The sequence below is a fragment of the Eggerthella guodeyinii genome, assembly GCF_009834925.2.
GTDB classification, from domain to species: domain Bacteria; phylum Actinomycetota; class Coriobacteriia; order Coriobacteriales; family Eggerthellaceae; genus Eggerthella; species Eggerthella guodeyinii.
In genome coordinates this window covers 1,785,218-1,806,533 of sequence record NZ_CP063310.1, presented here as the reverse complement: position 1 = coordinate 1,806,533, position 21,316 = coordinate 1,785,218, and the positions used below count along the sequence as shown (strand labels likewise).

Genomic DNA, 21,316 nt, shown 5'->3' with positions numbered 1-21,316 from the left:
GCGCTTACGCGTTGCGGCGCCTCGCCGCCGCGAGGGCCGCCGCTCCCGCGGCGAGGCCGAGCAGGGCCGCCGGCGCCGCGGGAACCCCGTCGCCGGTGGCGGCGAGCGCGGCAGGGGCCGCGGGCTTCGCGGGCAGCGGCGCGGGCTGCTGCGGCTCGGGATCGGGCTGCGGCAGCGGCGCGGGCTTCTCGGCTTCCGCGACGGCCTTTTCGAAGTCCGCGAGCGCGGCGACGCTGACCGGCGACACGAACGCATCGCTGCGATACGCGTCCGGCACGGCCGCGTAGAGCGCCTGCGCCGCATCGAGCGCCGTGCGGGCGCCCGCATCGGTCGGCTTCGGCAACGCGGCCACGGCGGCCTCGAACGCGTCGATGGCGGCCAGGGCGGCGGTCCGCTCCTCGAGCGTCGCCCGCTCCCCCTCGCTCAGCAGGTGCAGCTGGTTCGCCAGCCGGGGGTCGGCCGCGAGGCGGGCGCGCAGCTCGTCGGCGGCGCGCAGGTCGACGGCGTCCTGCGGCGCTGCGCCCAGCGCCGCGCGCAGGTCGGCCAGCAGCGCGACCGCCGGGTCGTCGGCCGCCGCCAGCTTGAGGGCGGAGCCGTCGAACACGGCCCCTGCGGCGTCCTCGCGCCCGACGAGCGGAAAGAGGTTCGCGTTGGAGGCGTCGAGCCCCGAGACGAAGGCCTCGCCGACGGCCATCGACTCAGACGTCTGCGTCGCGATCGGCTCGCCGCGATAAGGCGCAGGGGCCGACGCGCCGTCGTTGGCCGTCACCGAGGCGCCCGAAGCGCAGAGCAGCCCGCACGAACCGCTTCCATCCGCAAGCTTTCCGGAAAGCGTCGGAGAACCTGAGAGGTTGAGACGCGCCCCCGACTCGACACGCACGGCTTGCGCCACCTGAGCAGTCAGCGTGCCGCCGCTGATCGACGCACGCAGGTTGCCTTGTCGCCCATCGAGGTACAATGCACCGGCCGACCCGGCCGACGCCGTAACGGAGCCGCCGGACATGCTCACCGTGCCGTCCCATGCACCAATCGCCAAATCACCCGACGACGTAACGGAGCCGCCCGTCATCGTCAACGAACACGAGTAATCCACCTGCACCGCCCAGCTTGCGCCCGAGTCTATCGCGCCGCCCTCGATCGACAGCGCAGCCGCATCGCTGCCGTCGGGCGTATACCCCAGCATGAAGAGCGCGTACCCCTTTCCCGGCCCGTTCACCAGCGCGCCCCCGGAACCGGAATCCTTCACGGTCATACGAGCCGTATCGCTCAATATGAAGGTGACCGGCCGCTCCGCCGTGGCCGTATGCCCGTTCAAGTCCAACGTGACCGATGCGGCCTCGTCGAATATGAATGCGCCGACGTTGCTACCGAAACGATCCATGCCTTTGAAACGCGTGTCTTCGAGCAAGGTGATCGTGCACGCGTCCTCCTGCCATGTCTCCGCCTCCCGCAGGCAGTAGTCGAGCGTGCCGACGACAGACGTTCCGTTGCCGAAATCAGCTCTCGCCGCCGGCTCATCGGACAAGGTAGCGATGCCGTAATCGGCCGCGGCCTCCCGAGACGCGGCCCCCGGCGCCACCCGCTCCGCAGCGAGCGCGCCGTCTTCCGCATCCGCCCACGCCGCCTGCGCGCCCGCCAGGGCCAGCGCAGCCGCCATGGCCGCCGCCAGCGCCAACCGGCGCGCGCGGCGCCCCTCCACCGTTCCGACCGTCACCATACGCGTTCGCTCCTCGTCTCGTCCGGACCCCCACCCCCGCCCGAAAAGGAAAGCACCTGCGCAGGCCCGACGGCCCCTCGTGCAGATGCTTCGTTTCGGTGGCGGGGATATTCGATTCAGCCCAGTGTAGCGAAGCGGCCTTTCCCCGTCTCCCGTTTCGCGGAACCGGGCGCCTGCGCGTCGAAACCGGCGCCGCGACGAGGCCCGCCGGAGCGCGGGACGCCTCGGACGGCGCTTCTTCGAACGATGCGCCCTCGAACGGCGCTCCCTCAAGACGCCCCCCCCCTGCACGCAGAAGGGCCCGCAGCGCGTGCTGCGGGCCCATCGATCATGCACGTGAGAAGCGGTCGGCTACTTGTCGCGGCCGGCGTCCATCTTCTCGGCCAGGGCGGCCTGGCCGGCGGCCAGACGGGCCAGCGGCACGCGGTACGGGGAGCAGCTGACGTAATCGAGGCCGATCGTGTGGAACATCTTCACGGAGTCGGGGTCGCCGCCGTGCTCGCCGCAGACGCCGCAGACGAGGTCGGGGTTGCCCTTGTGGCCCAGCTCGACGCCCATCTCCACGAGCTTCGCCACGCCGGGATCGATGGTGGCGAAGGGGTTGTAGGGCAGCAGGCGCTCGGCCAGGTACTGCGGGACGAACTCGGCCTCCACGTCGTCGCGGCTGAAGCCGAACGTCGTCTGGGTCAGGTCGTTCGTGCCGAAGCTGAAGAAGTCGGCCACCGAGCCGATCTCGTCGGCCGTGACGGCCGCGCGCGGCAGCTCGATCATCGTGCCCACGGGGATGTCGAGCTCGACGCCCTGCTCGGCGGCGACCTCGGCGATGGTGTCCTCGGCAACCTTGCGCAGCTTCTCGAGCTCGGCCACCACGGACACGAGCGGGATCATGACCTCGGGCTTCGGATCGAGGCCCTCCTTCTTGAGCTCGGCGCAGGCCGTCGCGATGGCGCGCACCTGCATCACCGGCAGGATGGGGTACACGATGCCGAGGCGGCAGCCGCGCAGGCCCAGCATCGGGTTCGACTCGCTCATGCCGTCGATCTGCTCCATGAGCATGCGCTTCTCGGCGATGAGGGCCTTGTCGCCGCCCGTGGCCTCCAGCTTGGCGATCTCCACGTCGAGGGCGCGGGGGCTCTCGAGGAACTCGTGCAGCGGCGGGTCGAGCAGGCGCACGATGACCGGCAGGCCGTCCATGGCGCGGAACATGCCGAGGAAGTCGCCCGTCTGGGCCTCCAGCAGCTCGTTCACGGCCTTCTCGCGCACGGCCGGGTCCTCGTTGAGGATGAAGGTCTGGATGATCTGCTTGCGGTCGCCCAGGAACATGTGCTCGGTGCGGCACAGGCCGATGCCCTCGGCGCCGAAGCCGCGGGACAGCTCGGCGTCCTCGGGGTTGTCGGCGTTGGCGCGCACGCCCAGCTTGCGGAACTCGTCGGCCCACTCGAGGATGGTGTCGAGGTCGCCCGTCATCTCGGGCAGCACGAGCTCGACCGCGCCCAGCACCACGGAGCCGGTGGTGCCGTCGATGGAGATCATGTCGCCTTCCTTGATGACGATGTCGGTGCCCACGACGCTGGCCTGCTTCTTCTCGGCGTCGATGCGCAGCGCCTCGACGCCGCAGACGCACGGGGCGCCCATGCCGCGGGCGATGACGGCCGCGTGCGACGTCTTGCCGCCGTGCGAGGTGAGGATGCCCTCGGCGGCGATCATGCCGGCGAGGTCGTCGGGGTTCGTCTCCCAGCGCACGAGCACGCACTTGCGGCCCGCTTCGGCCACATCGACGGCGTCGGCGGCGGAGAACACGGCCTCGCCCACGGCGGCGCCGGGGGACGCGTTCAGGCCCTTGGCCACCACGTCGTAGGAGGCGTTCTTGTCGAACTGCGGGTGCAGCAGCTGGTCGAGCTGCTCGGGGTCGACGCGCATGACGGCCTCCTCCTTCGAGATGAGGCCCTCCTTCTCCATCTCGATGGCGATGTGCAGCGCGGCGGCCGCGGTGCGCTTGCCCACGCGGGTCTGCAGCATCCACAGCTTGCCCTGCTCGATGGTGAACTCGATGTCGCACATGTCGCGGAAGTGGTTCTCGAGGGTGACGAACACCTCTTCGAGCTCGCGACCGGCCTCCTCGAGGCCCTCGACGTTCTTGAGGTCGGCGATGGGGCTCGTGTTGCGGATGCCGGCCACGACGTCCTCGCCCTGGGCGTTCACCAGGTAGTCGCCGTAGAACTCCTTCTCGCCGTTGGCGGGGTTGCGCGTGAACGCGACGCCGGTGGCCGACGTGTTGCCCTTGTTGCCGAACACCATGGACTGCACGTTGACGGCGGTGCCCAGGTCGTCGGCGATCTTGTTCTGCTTGCGGTACAGCGTGGCGCGCGGGTTGTTCCAGCTGCCGAACACGGCCTCGATGGCCAGCTGCAGCTGCACGCTCGGATCCTGCGGGAACTGCACGGTGCCGTCCACCACGAGGCTCGGGTACGCCTCGGCGTCGACGTTCTCGGCGAAGATCTGCTTGAACTCGCTCACGAGCTCCTGCAGGTCCTCGGCGGTGAGGTCGGTGTCGGACGCGACGCCGCGGGCGTGCTTCATGGCCGTGATGGCGTTCTCGAACAGGTCGCCGTCGAGGTTCATCACCACGTTGGAGAACATCTGGATGAAGCGGCGGTAGGAGTCCCAGGCGAAGCGCGGGTTCTCGGTCTGCTTGATGAGGCCGTTGATGGACTGGTCGTTGAGGCCGAGGTTCAGCACGGTGTCCATCATGCCCGGCATGGACATGGGGGCGCCGGAGCGGACGGACACGAGCAGCGGGTCCTCCGCGTCGCCGATCTTCTTGCCGATGCGGGCCTCGAGATCGTCGCGGTACTCCTGGATGGTGTCGAGCGCGCCCTCGGGCCACGTGTTGTCCGCATTGGCGTACTCCATGCAGGTCTGGCACGTGATGGTGAATCCGGGAGGCACCGGCAGCCCGATGTTGGCCATCTCGGCGAGGTTCGCGCCCTTGCCGCCGAGGATCGCCTTCATGTTCGTGTTGCCCTCAGTTACGTTGTTGCCCTGCGCGTCTTTGCCGAACGCATACACTCGCTTGACTTCTTCAGTCACCTTTTTCTCCTTAACCCGACGTACCGACTTTACAAAACTTGGGAACCTTGGTCTCAGGCTGAGCCTATCATATCAGCTGATGGAGGATGAGCCCGCTCATAGTAGCGCAAAATTTCCTGCGCCGTTTCCTCAACGGCACGATTTTCGGTGTGAATGACAATACAGCCCAGTTTGCGCATGAGCGCACGGGCGTCCTCGAGATCCTGGTACACGTACTCGGGGTCGGCGTAGCGCGACGCGACGGCGCTCGCCCGCCCCAGGCGGCGCTGGCGGATGCCGATGAGCACCTCGGGCGTCGTCATCAACCCGAACAGCCGCGTGCGGTCGATCTGGGCGAGCTCGGCGGGCGGTTCGGTGGTGGGATCGAGCGGGATGTTCGCCACCTTGTAGCCCTGCTGCGACAGGTAGATGGACGTGGGCGTCTTCGACGAGCGCGACACGCCCAGCAGCACGATGTCGGCCTGGTGCAGCTCCTGCGGGTTGCGGCCGTCGTCGTGGGCGATGGTGAACTCGATGGCCTCGATGCGGCGGAAGTAGTACTGGTCGGCCACGTGGAGGCCGCCCGGCTTCGTGGAGGGCTCGCGGCCCGTCATGCGCGCGATGGCGCCGATGGCGTCGGTGACGAGGTCGACGGCCACGATGTCGGCGCGGCCGGCGGCGTAGTCGGCGAACTGCTGCGACAGGGCGCGGTCCACGAGCGTGTAGAACACGAGCATGCGCCCGTCGCCGGTGTTGCGCTTGTGCACGGCGCTGTGCTCGTCGATGAACTCTTTGATCTCCTCGAAGGTGCGCACCTTCGGCAGCACCTCGATGACGGGGTTCGTGACGCCGAACTGGGCGGCGGCCGCGCGGGCCACCGCCTGGGCCGTCAGGCCCACCGAGTCGCTGATCACGTGGATCGTGGGCAACTCGGTGGAGCTTCCGTAGGCGATGAATTCGTCCATGGCTACTTGGCGCCCTTGGCCATCTTGCCGAAGTCCGCCACGTGGGCGAACACGGCGACGAAACGGTTGAGCAGGCGCAGGCGGTTCTCGCGCAGGGCGCGGTCCTCGTCCATGATGAGCACGTCCTCGAAGAACGCGTCGATGGGCGCGCGCAGGGCGGCGAGCGCCGCGAGGGCGGCCGCGTAGTCGTCGGAGGCGAGGGCGCCCTCCACGCGCGCCGCCGCCTCGTCGGTGGCGGCGAGCAGCGCGCGCTCGGCGTCGGCCGCCAGCGCCTCGTCCACCTCGACGCCCAGGGCGGCGTCGCGCAGGTTGTTCGCGCGGGCGTAGGCCGTGGCCAGGTCGGCGAACGTGTCGGGGTCGTCCACGCGGGCGGCCTCGAGGGCGCGGGTGCGGGCGATGATCTGCGCCGGCTCCTCCACGCCCGTGGCCAGCACGGCCTCCACGGCGTCGGGGGCGCAGCCGCCGTCGCGCAGCATGACCTTCGTGCGCGTCACGAAGAAGTCGGCCACCTCGGCGCGGATCGCGTCGCGGTCGTAATCGATGCCGGCGTTCTCGTAGGTGCCGAGCGCCGCGTCGATCGCCGCGGCCAGCGACACGGGCAGGCCCGCTTCCAGCATGGCCACGATGCCGATGGCGCTGCGGCGCAGGGCGAACGGGTCGGACGAACCGGTGGGGCCCTGGCCCGCGGCGAACAGGCCGCAGATGGTGTCCAGCTTGTCGGCCATGGCCACGATCCGGCCCACGTCGGACGCGGGCGGCTCGTCGCCGGAGAAGCGCGGGCGGTAGTGGTCGGCGATAGCGCGCGCCACCTGGTCGTTCTCGCCGCAGGCGGCAGCGTAGTACGAGCCCATCACGCCCTGGACGCTCGTGAACTCCACGACGGCGTTCGTCACGAGGTCGGCCTTCGCCAGGTACGCGGCGCGCTCGGCGTCGGCGGCGTCGGCGGCGTCCAGCCGCGCGTCGGCGGCCAGGTGCTTCGCCAGCGCCACGATGCGGTCGGCCTTCTCCTTCATCGTGCCGAGGGCCTCCTGGAACACCACCTCGTCCAAGCGCTCGACGTACGTCTCCAGCGGGTGCTTGAGGTCCTCCTCGTAGAAGAACTTCGCGTCGGACAGGCGGGCGCGCACCACGCGCTCGTTGCCGTCGATGATGGTGTCGGCGTGCGCCGGGTCGCCGTTGGTCACGACGATGAAGTTGTTGGTGAGCGCGCCCGCCTCGTCGTACAGCGGGAAGTAGCGCTGGTGCATGAGCATGGCGTCGACGATGATCTCCTCGGGGACGCGCAGGAACTCCTCGTCGAAGGCGCCCACGAGCACGGTGGGCTGCTCGCAGAGGTTCGTGACCTCCAGCAGCGTCTTCTCGGGCAGCTCGGCGCGCGCGCCCGTCCGCCGCTCGGCCTCGGCCACGCCGGCGCGGATGACGGCCTCGCGGGCCCGCTCGCTCGTCACCACGTGCGCGGCCTCCACGACGCCCAGCAGATCGGCGGCCGTAGGCACCTCGTGGGGGCCGGGGGCCAGGAAGCGGTGGCCGCGCGTGAGGTTGCCGGCCTCGAGGCCCGCGAACCGCACGGGGATCACGCGCTCGTCCAGCAGCGCCACGAGCCAGCGCACCGGGCGCGAGAAGTACTCGCTCGTGGTGCCCCAGCGGCACGACTTCGGCCACGAGATGCCGGTGATCACGCCTTCCAGCACGCCGGGCAGCAGCTCGGCCACGTCGCGCGCGGCGATGCTGCGGGTGGCGAACACGTACTCCACGCCGCCTTCCTCGCGGCGCTCGAGCGCGTCGACCTCGACGCCCTTGCCGCGCGCGAAGCCGAGGGCGGCCTTCGTCGGGTTGCCGTCCGCGTCGAACGCGATCTTGGCGGAGGGGCCGCGGAACACCTCTTCGAGGGCCGCGGTCTCGTCGGCCACGTCGGCCACGAGCGCGATGAGGCGCCGCGGCGTGGTGTAGACCTCCACGGCGCCGTGCGGGATGCGCACCTGGTCGAGCGCCTCGCACACGAGCTTCTCCAGCTGCTGGGTTGCGCGGTGCAGGTCGAACGCCGGGATCTCCTCGGTGCCGATCTCGAACGCGAGCGTATGCAGGCTACTCACGGCCGGCCTCCTTCCCCGCTTCGGACTTCGGCGCTTGCGCGCCGTCCTCCGCCGCGGCGTTCTCCTCGGCGGGCTTGATGCCCACCACGTGCTCCATGTACGAGGCGCACACCGCCTTGGCGATGGTGCGCACGCGCAGGATGTAGGCCATGCGCTCGGTGGCGGAGATCACGCCGCGCGCGTCGAGCAGGTTGAAGGCGTGGCAGCACTTGAGCACGCTGTCGTAGGCCGGCAGCGGCAGGTTGGCCTCCAGCGTGCGCAGGCACTCGGCCTCGCGGTCGTTGAACTCCTGGAACAGGAAGTCGGTGTCGGCCACCTCGAAGTTGTAGCGCGAGTACTGGCGCTCGTTCTCGAGGTACACGTCGCCGTAGGTGAAGTTCACGCCGTCGGCGCCGCGGCTCCACACGATGTCGAACATGCTGTCGACGCCCTGGATGTACATCGTCAGGCGCTCGAGGCCGTAGGCGATCTCCACGGGCACGGGGTTGCACTCGAAGCCGCCCACCTGCTGGAAGTAGGTGAACTGCGTCACCTCCATGCCGTCGATCCACACCTCCCAGCCGAGGCCCCACGCGCCGAGCGTCGGGCTCTCCCAGTCGTCCTCGACGAAGCGCACGTCGTGCGCGTCCACGTCGATGCCGATGGCGCGCAGGGATCCCAGGTACAGCTCTTGGATGTTGTCGGGCGAGGGCTTCATGAGCACCTGGAACTGGAAGTAGTGCTGGGTGCGGTTCGGGTTCTCGCCGTAGCGGCCGTCCGTCGGGCGGCGGCTGCCCTGCACGTAGCAGGTGCGCCACGTGTCGGGGCCCAGCGAGCGCAGCGTGGTAGCCGGGGCGTTCGTGCCGGCGCCCACCTCGTTGTCGTAGGGCTGCAGCACGACGCACCCCTGGTCCCCCCAGTAGCGCTGGAGGTTCATGATGACGTCCTGGAACGTCGGCGGGAGCTGGCTTGCGGCCCCCTGCTCCGCGGCGGCGGATGCATGTTCGGTTGACATGGTTCTCCTTGTCTCGATCAAACCCGTACCCCTCGACCGAATGAGCTAGTCGAGCAGGCTGAAATCGTTGAGCGGCCAGTACACGAGCGCCCCCCTGCCCGTCACCGAGGAGACGGGTATGGCGCCGAAGAATCGAGAGTCTTGGGAGTTCGTGCGGTTGTCGCCCATCATCCACAGGTACCCCTCGGGCACCGTGTAGGGGTAGGTGACGTCGCTGGCCAGCGTGTAGCTGGGCTTCCCGTCGGTGTAGGGCTCGGACAGCGCCACGCCGTCCACGTACACGAGGCCGTCCTCGTCGTTGATGTCCACCGTCTGCCCGCCCACGGCGATGCAGCGCTTGATGAGCACGCGGCCGGGGATCTCGGGGTCCTGGAACGTGACGATGTCGCCCGGCTCGGGGTCGCGGAAGTAGTAGCTCACCTTCTCGGAGAACACCATGTCCCCCACCATGATGGTCTCCTCCATGGAGCCCGAGGGTATCTCGTAGGCCTGGAACACGTACGTGCGCAGCACCCACGACAGCCCGAATACGAAGGCCACCATGACCAGCAGGCTGACGAAGGTTCTGAGTATGCCCGGGCTCTGGCGGTCGGCGTGCTGTCCGGAATCCATGAAGTCTGTCTATCCTTTCGAAGCGGGCGCGTGGCGCCCGAATGAGATCACGAGCGTATATGATAGCGCGTCTGCACAACGCGTTCGGCGCGTTCGACAAAGTTTGCAGAAATTCCCGATCATCGGGCGAAAGACGAAAACCGCCGGCGCATCGCAGGCGTCGGCGGTTTCCAGCATCGGCTCGGGAGGGCTCGAGCGGCGCCGCGCGGCGCTCGCCCGCTCAGCGTCGCGCGGGGAAGCTGATCGCGCGGGCCGGGCAGTTGACCGCGCAGTCGCGGCACTTCGAGCAATCGTGCAGGCCCTCCTCGAAATGGGGGTCCAGGCCCTCAGGGCACAGATCGGCGCAGACCGTGCAGTCGACGCCCTTGCCGCGCAGGCACTTCCCCCCGTCCACCTTCGGGCGGAACAGGCGGTTGGGCCTGCTGAGCAGCGAGACCAAGGCCCCCAAGGGGCAGAACCGGGAGCACCACTTCCGCAGCACGGTCAACTCGAGGACGAGGAGCAAGGGGAACGCCACGACGCCCCACGACAGCGTTTGGATGCCGAACAGCTGCACGAGCGCGATGATGCTGGCGAACGTCAGGCCGATGGGGCACACGAGGCAGAACACCGGGAACCCGAACACGGCGGCGCTCAGCAGCGTGCCGCCCAGCACGATATGGCGCGAGTCGAGCGCGGCGCGGGGCTCCTTCGAGCAGCTCGCGCACGCGCCGCAGCTCCGGGCGCGGCGCGGGGCGGGCCGCACCACCCCGAGCCCCACCGCCTCGCTGCCGTCCTCCCGCCTCGTCTTCGTCGACGCGATGCGCGGGACGTTGCGCACGACGGCGTCGAAGCAGGAGCGGATGCTCGGCACCGGGCACACCCACGAGCAGAAGAACTTGCCCAGCACGATCGCCGCCACGACGACGATGAGCAGGAACGCGAGCGCCTGCGGGATGAGCAGCTTCGCCGCCACCATCGACTCCAACGCCCCGAGCGGGCAGATCGAGGCGATGGACTCCCAGCCGAACGACGAGAGCGCGCCCGTGCCGCCCACGTTGAGCACGATGGCCGCGCAGGCGGCCAGGAAGACGGCCCCCACCGCCACGCGGCGCGCGAGGGGCTTCTTCACCGGGCGCTCGTGCAGCGCGTCGTCCGCCGGCGCGGCCTCGGGCGCCGCGGCCGGCGCAGCGGCATCCGGCGCCTGCTCCAAGCCGAACGCCGCCTCTTCCGGATCGGCCGCGATGCCGTTCGCATCGACCATGATCGACCCCCTTCCTCGCGGCGTCACGCCTCTGCGTCCGCCGCGCGTCGTACGATATTGATGCCGCGCGGAAGTGCGCCGGTCTGCCGGTAGTAGGCCAGCGAGCTCGCATAGGACGCCTCGCCCGCCTCGGCCCGCTCCTGCAGCGTGGCCACGCCCACGAGCTGGCGGTACGACGCGCTCGGGCACACGGCCTCGCACTTGCCGCAGCCGTTGCACTTCTCGGCCAGCACCTCGGGACGCTGCTCGTCGTTCATGACGACGGCCTCGTAGGGGCAGGCGTCCACGCACAGGCGGCATCCTGTGGGCGTCTGTCCCAGCTGCGGGAAGTTGATGCAGTACACCGGGTCGATCACCGCCTCGCCGATGCGCTCCCGGCTCTCGTCGAAGGCCTGCAGCGCGCCGGTCGGGCAGTTCGCGATGCACCGCTTGGTCTGCCCGCCCACGTGCTCCGGGTCGCAGAAGTTGCAGTACCCGACGTCCGCCTCGTGGTACTCCGTCGTTCCCAGCGTGCGCTCGAGGGCGTGGTTGCGGAAGTTGAGCCGGGGCGTGCGCACGTTCAGCAGCCCGTCCTCCACGCCCGTGCTCTCGATGGCGCGCATCGGACAGGCCTGCCGGCAGCGGTCGCAGCGGATGCAGGCGCTCAGCAGGCGGTCTTCGTCCTGCCCGCCGGGAGGCCGCAGGAACCGCCGCTCGGTGGCCCACGCGTAGCGCCCCGCGCCGCCCAGCCCCAGCAGCGCCGCCGCGGCCACGCCGCCCGCGATGAGCGAGCGGCGCGAGATCACCGGGCCGTTCATGCTCACCGCACCTCGGCCTCGAGGTCCTGCAACGTGCGCAGGTCGAGCTCGAGGTAGCCCTGCGTGATCTTCAGCACCCCGCGGTAGAACCTCGTCTGCAGCATGGCCAGGGCCAGCTCCATGAACTGCGGGAACCACGTCAGGATGTGCTCCTCGATGAAGCGCCGGGAACGGTCGAGCTTCCGCAGGGCCTCGTCGGGCTCGCCCGCCCGCAGATGGCGCGCCGCCTCCTCGGAGAGCACCGCCAGAAACTCCAGCTCGAAGGACAGATGGCTCTCCGGCATGCCGCTGTTGTCGGCGAGGCGCAGGCACTGCTCCCCGTAAACGCGGCTCACCTCGTTGCGCGGCGCGCCGTAGGTGAGCCCCGCATCGTCCAGGAACACCGAGGCGTTCGGCACGCAGTAGCGCCCCTTGTAGGCTTCGGCGCCGCCGAACGTGGACGTCCATTCGGTGGCCAGGATGCGCCGCGTGCCCGTGTGCCGTTTGCGCAGGACGCGGCGGATGTCGTCGAACCCCTCGTCGAGCAGGGTCTCCCCCACCGCGTAGCGGCCGTAGTCCTCCTCGGCCATGCGGTCGATCTGCTCCTGCGCGAGCGGCTTGAAGTACAAGCCCGCCAGCATCAGGTAGAACCCGGATCGGCTTTCCAGCACGTCGCACATCTCTTCGAGCAGCTCGCTTTCGAGCGTTTTCTCAGCTTGCATACCGCATCGTCCTTCCTATGCCCGAGCCGCGCTCGTCGCGTCGGCTGCCACCTTGAGGCCGGCTTCGGTCGCCTGCCAGCCGCCGTCGTAGAACAGCGCCCCGGCGCGCTCCAGCTTGTCCACGAACACCGAGGGCTGCACGCCCCCGTCGCCCGCCTCGCGGCTGAGCCCGACCACGGCCTGCCCGCGCAAGAACGCATCGACGTCCGCGAACGAGTGCTTGTCCCGCAAAAAGCCCACGATGGAAAGGTAGGCGTCGCGACGCGCGGGCGCGTCGTCGAGCAGCGCGCGGAAGCGCCGCTCGGGGTCGAGCCGCTCGGCGGCCTCCTTGCCCACCGCGGTGATCCGATAGGCGAAGCCCGCCACCAGATCGTCCACCTCGTTCTCGGTGAGGCCCGCCTTGTCCGCTTCGAGCACGGGGTTGCCGGCCTCGTCGAGCTCGAAGAGCTCGAGGCCGTGATGGTTCGCCAGCTCGGTGATCAGCGCGAACTGATCGCGCGTAGCCGCCTTGAACGCCGGCCACGAGGCGATGCGCTCCTCCAGCTCGGACAAGCCCACGCGCTCGGCGCAGCTGACGAGGATCTGGTAGTCAAGCTCGCGGATGAGCGGTTCGAACTGCATGAACCTCACCAGCCGCTCCACCTTCTCCTCGAAGGTCAAGTCCGGCTCGGCCTTCTTCTCGGCGATGTCTTTGTTCGCGGGTTCGTCCGCGTGGGTCTTGTCCGACATGGGATTGCCTTTCTCGAATCAGAACAGGTACAGGCCGCGGTTGACCGTCGCTTCCCAGATGAAGTTGAGCTGGTAGGCGGCAACCGCCCACATGAGCAGGCGCACGCACAGCGCGCCGCCGACCCCCGCGAGCACGCCGGCGACGGCGAGCGGCAGGGTGGGCGCCTTGAAGGCGAACCATGCGGCCGCGCCTGCCGTGGCCAGCGCGAACGCCAGCGACAGCACGGCGAACAGCACGGCGTCGCCCTCGAGCAGCCCCGCGCCGCCCAGGCCGGCCGCGTAGACGGCGTCCGCCACGACGGCCAGCACGGCCAGGCCGCACGCCGCCTTGCCGACCAGGCGCAAGCCCGCCTCGTTCTCGGCCTTGCCCGAGGCGATCGCCGCGTAGGCGAGCGCGCCGAGGGCGAGCGAGGTGAACAGGTAGCAGAACGCGAGCGCGATCTGATGCCAGCCCGGCTGCGCGGCCACCTCGAAGTACGCGTAGCCCTGCAAGAACGAGGCCACGACGCCGATGAGGACGGAGCACGCCGCCAGCACCTTCTCGGCCGCCTTGTTCTCCATCGACGCGACCAGCAAGAACACGAGGGCGGCCACGCCGCCGAACGCCAGGCCCAGAAGCTCCAGGGCGATGCCCGAGAACGAGAGCAGGTTCGCGATGGCGCCCATGAAGCGCTCGGGGTGCGCGAGGTGGAAGACGCTCATCAGGCCGCCCACGCCCAGCAGCGCGATCGCGCCGATCAGGGCGATCTGCTTGGTCTTCTTACCCGGCTCTGCGGCCAGCTGCGCGAGGCCGGCGGTGGCCAGCAGGCCGAATCCCGCGCCGGCGATCAACGTGAACAGCACCAAGGGCCATTGGATTCCGATTTCCATGATGGTCTACAGCTCCTTCCATTGCGCGACGGACGGGGACAGGATGTAGCGGCACGTGGGATGCGCGCCCGACGGGTCCGATAGGGCGTGGACGTTCTCCGAGCCCTCGCCGCCGGCCGCCGCGAGCGCCTTCGACGCCGCGGAATCCGGGTCGTCCAAGTCACCGTAGTAGCGAGCCCCGCAGCAGCAGTTGTGCACGCAGGGCGGCACGGCGTGCTCCTCGTCGAAGCTGTCGTTGATGTTCTCCACGCCGTCGGACGCGGCCGTGAGGTGGTTGCACAGCGTGCACTTCTCCACGACGCCCTCGTCCTCGTTGAACTGGCGCACGCCGAACGGGCAGGCGTACATGCAGTACTGGCACCCGATGCACAGCTCCTTGTTGATCATCACCACGTTGTTGTTCGGATCGCGGTACGATGCGCCCGTGGGGCACACGCTCACGCAGGGCGAGCTCTCGCACTGCTGGCATTGCATGGGCATCCAGTACATCTCGATGTCGGGGTACGCGCCCGTGGGCCCGATGGCCATCACGCGGTTCCAGAACGATCCGAGCTTGATGTTGTTCTCGTACTTGCACGCCACCGTGCACGAATCGCAGCCCGAGCAGCGGTTCAGATCGATCACCAAAGTTCGTCTTGCCATGGTGCGCCCCCTAGTTCTTGAAAGTCTCGTTGGTAAACGTGTGCGCTTCGTCGAACGTGACCACCGGCGTCCAGCTGGCCGCGGGGTCGCTCATCGTCTCTGCGAACGGATGCGCGTCGACGTACTGGTTCTTGTTCGTGTACATGAGCGGCTGGAACTCCTCCGGCTCCACCCACACGCGCGCCGGCTTCTCGGCCTTCTCCACCTTCACGCAGAAGCCGCGGTTGGTGTAGGAGCCGTAGCACTCGTTGAACGGCGCGGTGTTCTTGGTCAGGATGTTCACGTTGCACTCCTGCCAGCCGCCGCTCTTCGTCTCCTGCGACGAGTCGAAGCACTCGGGATTCCAGAAGCGCTCCATCCACACCACGTTCTCGTGCATGCCGTCGGTGATGTACACGCGCGCGTGCGTCGAGCCGCGGCGCGAGGTGACCTTCACCCAGTCCATGTGCGCGAGCCCGTACCGCTCGGCCGTCTTGCTGTTCATGCGCAGGTCGGGCGCGGGCCAGATCTCGCGCATGTAGGGCGCCTGGCGCTGCGTGCCGTGGTGCGTGTAGTACACGCGGCCGCTCGTCAGCGTGAGGGGGTACTCGGCGTCGTAGCCCTCCGTGCCCTCGAGCGGGCTTTCGGCCGGCTCGATGTGCTGGCAGATGGGCGCGTAGGTGCCCTCGTAGTCGCCCTGCCCGATGGACGGGTCGACGTCCACCTGCGCGCGCGGATAGCAGCAGGGGAAGCCCGTCTTCGCCAGCTGCACGAGCATCTGCGCGTACACCTCGAACTTGCGGCTCTCGGTGCCGAAGCCGGCCTTCAGGCCGTCGACGGCCACCTTCTCGTGCTGCCCGTACGTCCAGAAATCGTCCGGCGAGCTCCACCAGCGATGCGTCCCGTCCGCCTGCAGCTTGCCGCCGCCCTCGCCCGCCACCGGCGTCTGGTACCGCTCGGGGTCGGCATGCAGGGCCTCCATGTCCGGCGCGCCGAAGCGCTCGGCGAACGACTGCTGGATGCGCTCGTCCGACTCCTCGCCGAACATGATGCCAGGAGGCAGGGGGAAGCGCAGGTTGAACTTGCTGCGGTCGATCTCGTGCAGGTACGAGGCGCCCTTCGACGTGGTCAGGAAGCCGTCGACGGCAACCGTCGGGTTGTCCTGGTACGTCTTGTTGGTGGCCTGCCCCACCGCGCCCAGCACGATGTCCTCGCCGGCTTCCAGCTTGGCGTTCAACAGCTCGGCCACCTTGCCCGTCACCTTCTTGGGCGCCACGAAGTTCGACACCGTCTCGCCCAGGTGCAGGATGGGGAACATGCCGAACTTGAAGTTGAGCTGGCCCGTGTCCGTCGTGTCGGGCGAGGGGTCCTTGATCTCGCCCTCGGTGGTGATGTCGCGCCCGTCGTGGCTCGTGACCTCGAGCCACTCCTCGATGGGGAAGATGAGGTCGGCCACCTCGGCCTGGAACGAGGTGATCATCGGATGCTGGCAGATGCAGAAGTCGATCTCGGGGAACACGTCGTACCACGACTTCGCGTTGCCCAGCATGGCCAGCTTGTTGCCCGACATGTCGAACCACACGCGCGGCTTGTAGGGCTCGCCGGTCTTGATGGCCTCGAGCACCGAGGGGATATGGCTGTGCTCCCAGTGGTACAGGCCCTTGTGGTTCTTCATGCCCAAGCGGTCGAGGCGCAGCTGGTTCGTGACGTACAGCAGCTCCGCGGAATGCGGCGTGGGGAATCCGTCGGGGTCGGGCGCGAACGCTTCGAGGCGCGCGGCGTTCTCCTCGGGCGAGTTGCCCACGATGTAGCCCACGCCGCAGTCGTGCACGATGTCCACGTTGCGGTACTGGAAGATGGTGGTCGGGCGCAGCACCTCGCCCGCGTCGTTCGTTTTCGCCGGCGCGTTCTGCGTGAGCGTGCAGCCCGGCTTGTTCACGTAGCCCATGATGGCGTCGAGGCCGCACAGGCCCACGGGCAGCTGGTGGGCGATCTGCTCCATGTCGGAGGACACGCCGTGGCAGATGCCGCCGCACTTCCCCTCCTTGAGGGGCTCGGCGTACAGCAGGATGGCCTTCTCGTTGACGTCAGCCGGCACCCAGGCGACCTTCTCGGTCTGCTCGAGCGTCCATACCGCGGCGGCCTCTTTGTAGATCTGCCCGGCGCTGCGGGCCTTCACACCCAGCTCGTCGATGGTGCCGCTCCAGAAGATCTCGGGATCCACGCTCTCGTCCTGGTACTCGAAGGGAACGAGCGCGCCGCTCTTGGCGTCGAAGCACACGTAGGCCGGGGTATCGGCGGGCGTGCTCTGCACGTAGTCGGGCCAGACGTCGGTGGCGCGGTACGGCAGCTTCGTGTCCTCGTCGATGATGAAGGGCAGGTTCGTCCACTGCTTGGTGAACTCCTCGTCGAACAGCTCGTGCTCGATGATGTAGTTCCACCACGACAGCGCGAGCGCGCCGTCGGCGCCGGGCCGCACGCGCAGCCACACGTCCGCCTTCACGGCGTCGGGGCTCATGTTCGGGTCCACCACCACCGTCTTGCAGCCGGCGTCGCGCAGCTCGGCCATGCCGCGTCCCGACTGGGCCGTCTGCGACACCGAGGGCTGCGCGCCCCACAGCACGAGCATCTTCGTGTCGATCTCGTCGGCGTAGCCCTTCTTGTTCTCGTCGTCGATCTGGTCCCACACGCCCATCTTCTCGTACCAGCGCTTCGCGATGCCCTTGAACGGCTCCTGGGCCGCCGCGTCGGCGATGGACTGGTCGGCGCCGCCGTACATGAAGAGCGCCACGGAATAGCGCGGCAGGTAGCACTGCGCGCAGCCCGGCTCGAACACCGTGGGAGAGCCCAGCGAATGGCTCATGGTGATGGCCTGGCGCATCGCGTAGGATCCGCCGCCGCCCACCGAGGTGAAGAACGAGTACGTGCCGTACTTCTCGATGGATTCGGCGATCTTGGAGGCCGCGAGGTCGATGGCCTCGTCCCACGAGATGCGCTCCCACGCCATCTCCTCGGCGCCGCGCGGGCCCGAGCGCTTGAGCGGGTACAGCACGCGGCGCGGGCTGTAGCAGTTGTTGATCTGGTTCATGCCCTTCATGCAGAAGGCCCCCAGCGACGTGGGCGCGTAGGGATGGCCCTCGATCTTCACCACGATCCCGTTCTCCACGTACACGCGGCAGGGGCAGGCCTGGATGCAGCCGCGGCACGTCGAGACGTACGTCTTGCGCTGGCCGGCGGCCGCGGCGTCGGCGGCCCACGCCTTGTCGGTTTTCTGAAGCTTCCCCCCGTACTGCGTGCCCAGTGCCGCAGCGGCGCCCGTCAGGGATGCCGCCTTGATGAAGGAGCGTCTGGTCAATCCCTCACTCGTCATAGAACTTCCTTTCTTTGGCAGATGGCATAACGCTACGAGCGGCATTATTGCCACTGCCGAAGATCGGAACAATGATCCCGAAGGATGATGTTTCGAAGGCGAGGGGGCCTCACCCGCTGGGTGATGCGGGGCGTTCGAGCCTCATCCGCGCAGGTGATGGGCTCGGAGTCGAGAGAAGGCGGGCGGCGGGCCCGATGCGGCCGCTTTACGGGCCCTGAATGACGTCGATGAACTCCTGGCGCTTGTGCACGCCGAACTTCGCGTAGATGTTCCTGATGTGGGTCTTGGCGGTGTTGCGCGACATGCACAAGCTGCCCGCGATGTACTCGGAATCGCGGCCCGCCTTCATCAGGGCGAACACTTCCAGCTCCCTCGGCGACAGATGCACGTCGCCGAAGCCCTCGTCCTCCGCGGGCGCGCGGTCGCTCGCGGCGCCCGCATCGCCGTCTTCGCGAGGAGCGTCGCCCTGCACGAGGATGGAGGAGATGTCGACTTGGCGGATGGCCACCGCGCACAGCAGCAGGATCGCCACCATGACGATCACGATGGCCGGCAGGGTTTGGGCCAGGTCCACGTCGGGCAGCACGTACACCCCGATCAGGCAGCCGAGCAGCGATCCGGCGGAGTACGCGCTGCGCCCGTACCCGAACACCTGGATCGGGGAGAAGTAGCGGCTGTGCCCGAGGTAGGACATGAACACCCAGACGTACGACGAGAACAGGCAGTACACCAAGAACGTCCCGCCGATGGCGATCGGGTTGCCGAAGTCGAACAGGTAGGCCGCCACCACGAACGCGATCAGGCAGAAGGTGATCGGGCGGTACAGCCGCTCGAACTGCACCCGCTGGACGAACCCGAAGAAGAGGGCCAGCACGAACGACACCATCACGAGCAGGCTCACGCCCAAGGTCAGGCCGCTGTTGAGGCTCTCCTGCGGGAACCAGGAGTTGCCCAGCCCGTTCTGCAGGAAGGCGACGGCCGCGATCAGGAAAACCGCCACGAGGAAGCGCGTGAACGAGCGCAGGGGCAGCTTCCCCGATTCGACGGTCGCCGCGCTCACGGCCACGTCGTCGCCCGAAGGCGCGGTCATGACGATCATGAGCGCCGACAGCAACGGCAGGATCACGGCGACGAGCAGGCACACGATGGGCCAGGTGCCGATGCAGAAGAAGAACACGAGGCCGGCCGCCACGTCGCTGAGCAGCGTGCCGATCACGGCGGTGTTGACCCGTACGGCCGAGTATATCTGACCGGCCCTGATGGCGATGGGAGCGGTTCCGATCCCCGTCAGCGCACCGCCCAGGAAGAAGAGCCAGCTTCCCGGATCGCCCCACAGCACGAGGGAGGCGAATTCCATCAGCACCCCGACGCTGGCCGCCGCGCCGAACGCCACCATCATCCCCTTCAGGGAGAGGATCTTGACGGATCTGACGTGGAACACCGAGAGCGCGACGGAAGCCGCAATGAAGCACACGGTGGAGACGTAGTACATGCTCAGCCCCGGGTTGGCGCCGTCCGGCAGCACGAACGTCAGCCAAAGCGGCGAAGAGTACATGACCAGGAACCATGCGCGCCAAAAGGCGTAGGACAGGTATTTCGCAGCCGACCAGCTGGTGATGTATGGCGCTTCGCTCGAGTGGTTACGCATGTCCCGCCACTCCCCCCTTGACCGTATCCCGTCGCCATGAACGCGCCGATCCCCCTGGGCCGTTCGGCAGGATCATTCTAGCATGGCCCCCGACGCTACTCCAGGAAGCCGAGGTCATTCAAGGGCCAGAGGACGGCCACGCTGCGGGCCTCGGCCGACGAGGCGGGCACGGCGCCGAAGAAGCGCGAATCCTGGGAGTTCGTGCGGTTGTCGCCCATCATCCACATCATGCCCTCGGGCACCGCGTAGGGATAGGAGACGCCGTTGGCCAGCGAATACGTGGGGAGGCCGTTCGTGTAGGGCTCGGACAGCGCCACGCCGTCCACGTACACGAGGCCGTCCTCGTCGTTGACGTCCACCGTCTGCCCGCCCACGGCGATGCAGCGCTTGAGGAGGAGCCGGCCGGGAACCTCCGGGTCCTGGAACATCACGATGTCGCCCGGCTCGGGGTCGCGGAACCGGTAGCTCACCTTCTCGGCCAGCACGTGGTCGCCCGTCATGATGGTCTCCTCCATGGAGCCGGAGGGAACCGCGTAGGCGTGCCCCACGTAGGCGAACGTCAGGTACGACATCAGCGCGACGAAGCCCAGCCACACGAGCAGGTTGAGGAAGCGGCGCAGCAGGCCGGGCTCCTGGACGGCGGCGTGCTCTCCGGAGTTCACAGGCCCAGCTCCTCGAGGCGGGCGCGGTCGGCGGCGCTCAGCTCGACGGCGTCGAGCAGGTCGGGGCGCAAACGGGCGGTGCGCTCGAGGCTCATGGCCCGGCGCCAGGCGGCCACGGCCGCGTGGTTGCCCGACAGCAGCACCGGCGGCACGTCCATGCCGCGGAACGTCGCCGGGCGCGTGTACTGGGGGTACTCCAGCAGGCCGTCGGCGAAGCTCTCGCCGAGGGCGCCCGTCTCGGCGCCCAGCACGCCGGGCAGCTTGCGCACGGCGGCGTCGATGACCACCATGGAGGCCAGCTCGCCGCTGGTCAGCACGTAGTCGCCCAGCGAGATCACGCGGTCGGCCAGCGCGTAGGCGCGCTCGTCGATGCCCTCGTAGTGGCCGCACACGAACAGCAGGCGCTCCTCGCGCGACAGCTCGCACGCCACGGCGTCGGTGAAGGGCTCGCCGCACGGCGAGAGGAACACGGTGGTCGGGCGCGGGCCCTCGCTCGCGATGGCGTCGTGTGCCTCGAAGATGGGTTCGCACTTCATGACGAGGCCGTCGCCGCCGCCGTAGGGGTCGTCGTCGGTGGTGCGATGGCGGTCGTGGGTCCAATCGCGCAGGTCGTGCGCCTTGAACGTCAAGATGCCCTTCTCCTGGGCGATGCGCATCATGGAGGAGCCCATGACGGATGCGTACATGTCGGGGAAGGTCGACAGCGTTTCGATGATCACGGGCGGGTCCTTTCGGGTGCTTGCACGGCGGCGGCGCGGCCCGCTACAGCTCCAGCAGACCGTCCGGCAGGTCGACGTCGATGCGGCGCGCATCCTCGTCGAGATCGACGACGAGCGCGTCCACGAGCGGCACGAGCACGGGCTGGCCCCCGTCCGCGCGCGCGACGCTGAGCAGGAACTGCCCCGGGTTCTCCACCACCGACTCGACGGCGCCCACGAGGCCCGCACGCGCATCGTGCACCTCGAAGCCCACGAGCGTGTCGGCCTCGGCGGCCAGCGCGTCCTCGGGCAGGTCGGCGCGGCGCGCGAGGCAGCTGCAGCCCACCAGCAGCTCGGCGACGCCGATGGAGTCGACCCCGTCGAACGCCACGAGGTAGGCGCCCTTCCCCGCGTCCTGCACCGACTGCACGCGCGCGCGGCGCGGCGCGTCGTGCTGGGGCGGCACGAAGGCGACCTCCATGCCCTCCTCCAGCAAAAAAGGAAGACCCGGCGCGCAGCGCGCGACG

The 21,316-nt window shown here is 68.7% G+C and carries 17 protein-coding genes; all 17 read right to left on the bottom strand.

Annotated features, from left to right (window positions below; translation table 11 throughout):
• Positions 1-4: 4 nt before the first annotated feature.
• The 17 genes from GS424_RS07480 to GS424_RS07400 all read right to left on the bottom strand — a co-directional run bounded on the left by GS424_RS07480 (position 5) and on the right by GS424_RS07400 (position 21,270).
• Positions 5-1,717: a hypothetical protein gene (locus GS424_RS07480; protein ID WP_160941730.1), complete on the bottom strand. Its 1,713-nt coding sequence runs from the start codon at positions 1,715-1,717 to the stop codon at positions 5-7.
• Positions 1,718-2,068: 351 nt separating this feature from the next.
• Entirely contained in the window at positions 2,069-4,807 is a 2,739-nt protein-coding gene (ppdK, locus tag GS424_RS07475; RefSeq protein WP_160941731.1) for a pyruvate, phosphate dikinase, read from the bottom strand.
• Positions 4,808-4,860: 53 nt separating this feature from the next.
• Positions 4,861-5,751 (bottom strand): pyruvate, water dikinase regulatory protein, encoded by an 891-nt coding sequence (locus GS424_RS07470; RefSeq protein ID WP_154333974.1) that lies wholly within the window; start codon positions 5,749-5,751, stop codon positions 4,861-4,863.
• 2 nt (positions 5,752-5,753) lie between these two features.
• On the bottom strand, positions 5,754-7,844 hold the full coding sequence (gene glyS, locus GS424_RS07465) for a glycine--tRNA ligase subunit beta (RefSeq protein WP_160941732.1): 2,091 nt from the start codon (positions 7,842-7,844) through the stop codon (positions 5,754-5,756).
• On the bottom strand, positions 7,837-8,838 hold the full coding sequence (locus tag GS424_RS07460) for a glycine--tRNA ligase subunit alpha (protein WP_160941733.1): 1,002 nt from the start codon (positions 8,836-8,838) through the stop codon (positions 7,837-7,839). The genes glyS and GS424_RS07460 overlap by 8 nt, the downstream gene beginning before the upstream one ends.
• Positions 8,839-8,883: 45 nt before the next feature.
• Complete coding sequence (lepB, locus tag GS424_RS07455) at positions 8,884-9,450, bottom strand: signal peptidase I (RefSeq protein ID WP_154333976.1); 567 nt, start codon at positions 9,448-9,450, stop codon at positions 8,884-8,886.
• Between the two features lie 220 nt (positions 9,451-9,670).
• Positions 9,671-10,693 carry a 4Fe-4S binding protein gene (locus GS424_RS07450; protein WP_160941734.1) on the bottom strand — a complete coding sequence of 341 codons (1,023 nt, stop codon included), beginning with the start codon at positions 10,691-10,693 and terminating at the stop codon, positions 9,671-9,673.
• A gap of 23 nt (positions 10,694-10,716) precedes the next feature.
• Positions 10,717-11,490 (bottom strand): 4Fe-4S dicluster domain-containing protein, encoded by a 774-nt coding sequence (locus GS424_RS07445; RefSeq protein ID WP_160941735.1) that lies wholly within the window; start codon positions 11,488-11,490, stop codon positions 10,717-10,719.
• Positions 11,491-11,492: 2 nt separating this feature from the next.
• A complete protein-coding gene (locus tag GS424_RS07440) occupies positions 11,493-12,191 on the bottom strand; it encodes a TorD/DmsD family molecular chaperone (protein ID WP_160941736.1) in 699 nt (232 codons plus the stop codon).
• Positions 12,192-12,206: 15 nt separating this feature from the next.
• On the bottom strand, positions 12,207-12,920 hold the full coding sequence (locus tag GS424_RS07435) for a hypothetical protein (RefSeq protein WP_160941737.1): 714 nt from the start codon (positions 12,918-12,920) through the stop codon (positions 12,207-12,209).
• A gap of 18 nt (positions 12,921-12,938) precedes the next feature.
• Positions 12,939-13,790: a DmsC/YnfH family molybdoenzyme membrane anchor subunit gene (locus GS424_RS07430; protein WP_160941738.1), complete on the bottom strand. Its 852-nt coding sequence runs from the start codon at positions 13,788-13,790 to the stop codon at positions 12,939-12,941.
• A 6-nt stretch (positions 13,791-13,796) separates the two neighbouring features.
• On the bottom strand, positions 13,797-14,432 hold the full coding sequence (locus GS424_RS07425; protein WP_160941739.1) for a 4Fe-4S dicluster domain-containing protein: 636 nt from the start codon (positions 14,430-14,432) through the stop codon (positions 13,797-13,799).
• Positions 14,433-14,442: 10 nt separating this feature from the next.
• Positions 14,443-17,781: a molybdopterin-containing oxidoreductase family protein gene (locus GS424_RS07420; protein ID WP_160941740.1), complete on the bottom strand. Its 3,339-nt coding sequence runs from the start codon at positions 17,779-17,781 to the stop codon at positions 14,443-14,445.
• A 205-nt stretch (positions 17,782-17,986) separates the two neighbouring features.
• Positions 17,987-19,429, bottom strand: a complete 1,443-nt coding sequence (locus GS424_RS07415) for a helix-turn-helix transcriptional regulator (RefSeq protein ID WP_160941741.1) — start codon at positions 19,427-19,429, stop codon at positions 17,987-17,989.
• Positions 19,430-19,524: 95 nt separating this feature from the next.
• Positions 19,525-20,091: a signal peptidase I gene (gene lepB, locus GS424_RS07410; protein WP_160941742.1), complete on the bottom strand. Its 567-nt coding sequence runs from the start codon at positions 20,089-20,091 to the stop codon at positions 19,525-19,527.
• A complete protein-coding gene (gene trmD / locus GS424_RS07405; protein WP_160941743.1) occupies positions 20,088-20,810 on the bottom strand; it encodes a tRNA (guanosine(37)-N1)-methyltransferase TrmD in 723 nt (240 codons plus the stop codon). The genes lepB (GS424_RS07410) and trmD overlap by 4 nt, the downstream gene beginning before the upstream one ends.
• A gap of 43 nt (positions 20,811-20,853) precedes the next feature.
• A complete protein-coding gene (locus GS424_RS07400) occupies positions 20,854-21,270 on the bottom strand; it encodes a ribosome maturation factor RimM (RefSeq protein ID WP_244977706.1) in 417 nt (138 codons plus the stop codon).
• Positions 21,271-21,316: the final 46 nt, after the last annotated feature.

What these genes read in the sequence shown, in the direction of transcription:
- GS424_RS07480 (WP_160941730.1), bottom strand. Translation starts at nt 1,717, where the DNA reads ATGGTGACGGTCGGAACGGTGGAGGGGCGCCGCGCGCGCCGGTTGGCG.
- GS424_RS07470 (WP_154333974.1), bottom strand. Translation starts at nt 5,751, where the DNA reads ATGGACGAATTCATCGCCTACGGAAGCTCCACCGAGTTGCCCACGATC.
- GS424_RS07460 (WP_160941733.1), bottom strand. Translation starts at nt 8,838, where the DNA reads ATGTCAACCGAACATGCATCCGCCGCCGCGGAGCAGGGGGCCGCAAGC.
- lepB (WP_154333976.1), bottom strand. Translation starts at nt 9,450, where the DNA reads ATGGATTCCGGACAGCACGCCGACCGCCAGAGCCCGGGCATACTCAGA.
- GS424_RS07450 (WP_160941734.1), bottom strand. Translation starts at nt 10,693, where the DNA reads ATGGTCGATGCGAACGGCATCGCGGCCGATCCGGAAGAGGCGGCGTTC.
- GS424_RS07445 (WP_160941735.1), bottom strand. Translation starts at nt 11,490, where the DNA reads ATGAACGGCCCGGTGATCTCGCGCCGCTCGCTCATCGCGGGCGGCGTG.
- GS424_RS07440 (WP_160941736.1), bottom strand. Translation starts at nt 12,191, where the DNA reads ATGCAAGCTGAGAAAACGCTCGAAAGCGAGCTGCTCGAAGAGATGTGC.
- GS424_RS07435 (WP_160941737.1), bottom strand. Translation starts at nt 12,920, where the DNA reads ATGTCGGACAAGACCCACGCGGACGAACCCGCGAACAAAGACATCGCC.
- GS424_RS07430 (WP_160941738.1), bottom strand. Translation starts at nt 13,790, where the DNA reads ATGGAAATCGGAATCCAATGGCCCTTGGTGCTGTTCACGTTGATCGCC.
- GS424_RS07425 (WP_160941739.1), bottom strand. Translation starts at nt 14,432, where the DNA reads ATGGCAAGACGAACTTTGGTGATCGATCTGAACCGCTGCTCGGGCTGC.
- GS424_RS07420 (WP_160941740.1), bottom strand. Translation starts at nt 17,781, where the DNA reads ATGACGAGTGAGGGATTGACCAGACGCTCCTTCATCAAGGCGGCATCC.
- GS424_RS07415 (WP_160941741.1), bottom strand. Translation starts at nt 19,429, where the DNA reads ATGCGTAACCACTCGAGCGAAGCGCCATACATCACCAGCTGGTCGGCT.
- GS424_RS07400 (WP_244977706.1), bottom strand. Translation starts at nt 21,270, where the DNA reads ATGGAGGTCGCCTTCGTGCCGCCCCAGCACGACGCGCCGCGCCGCGCG.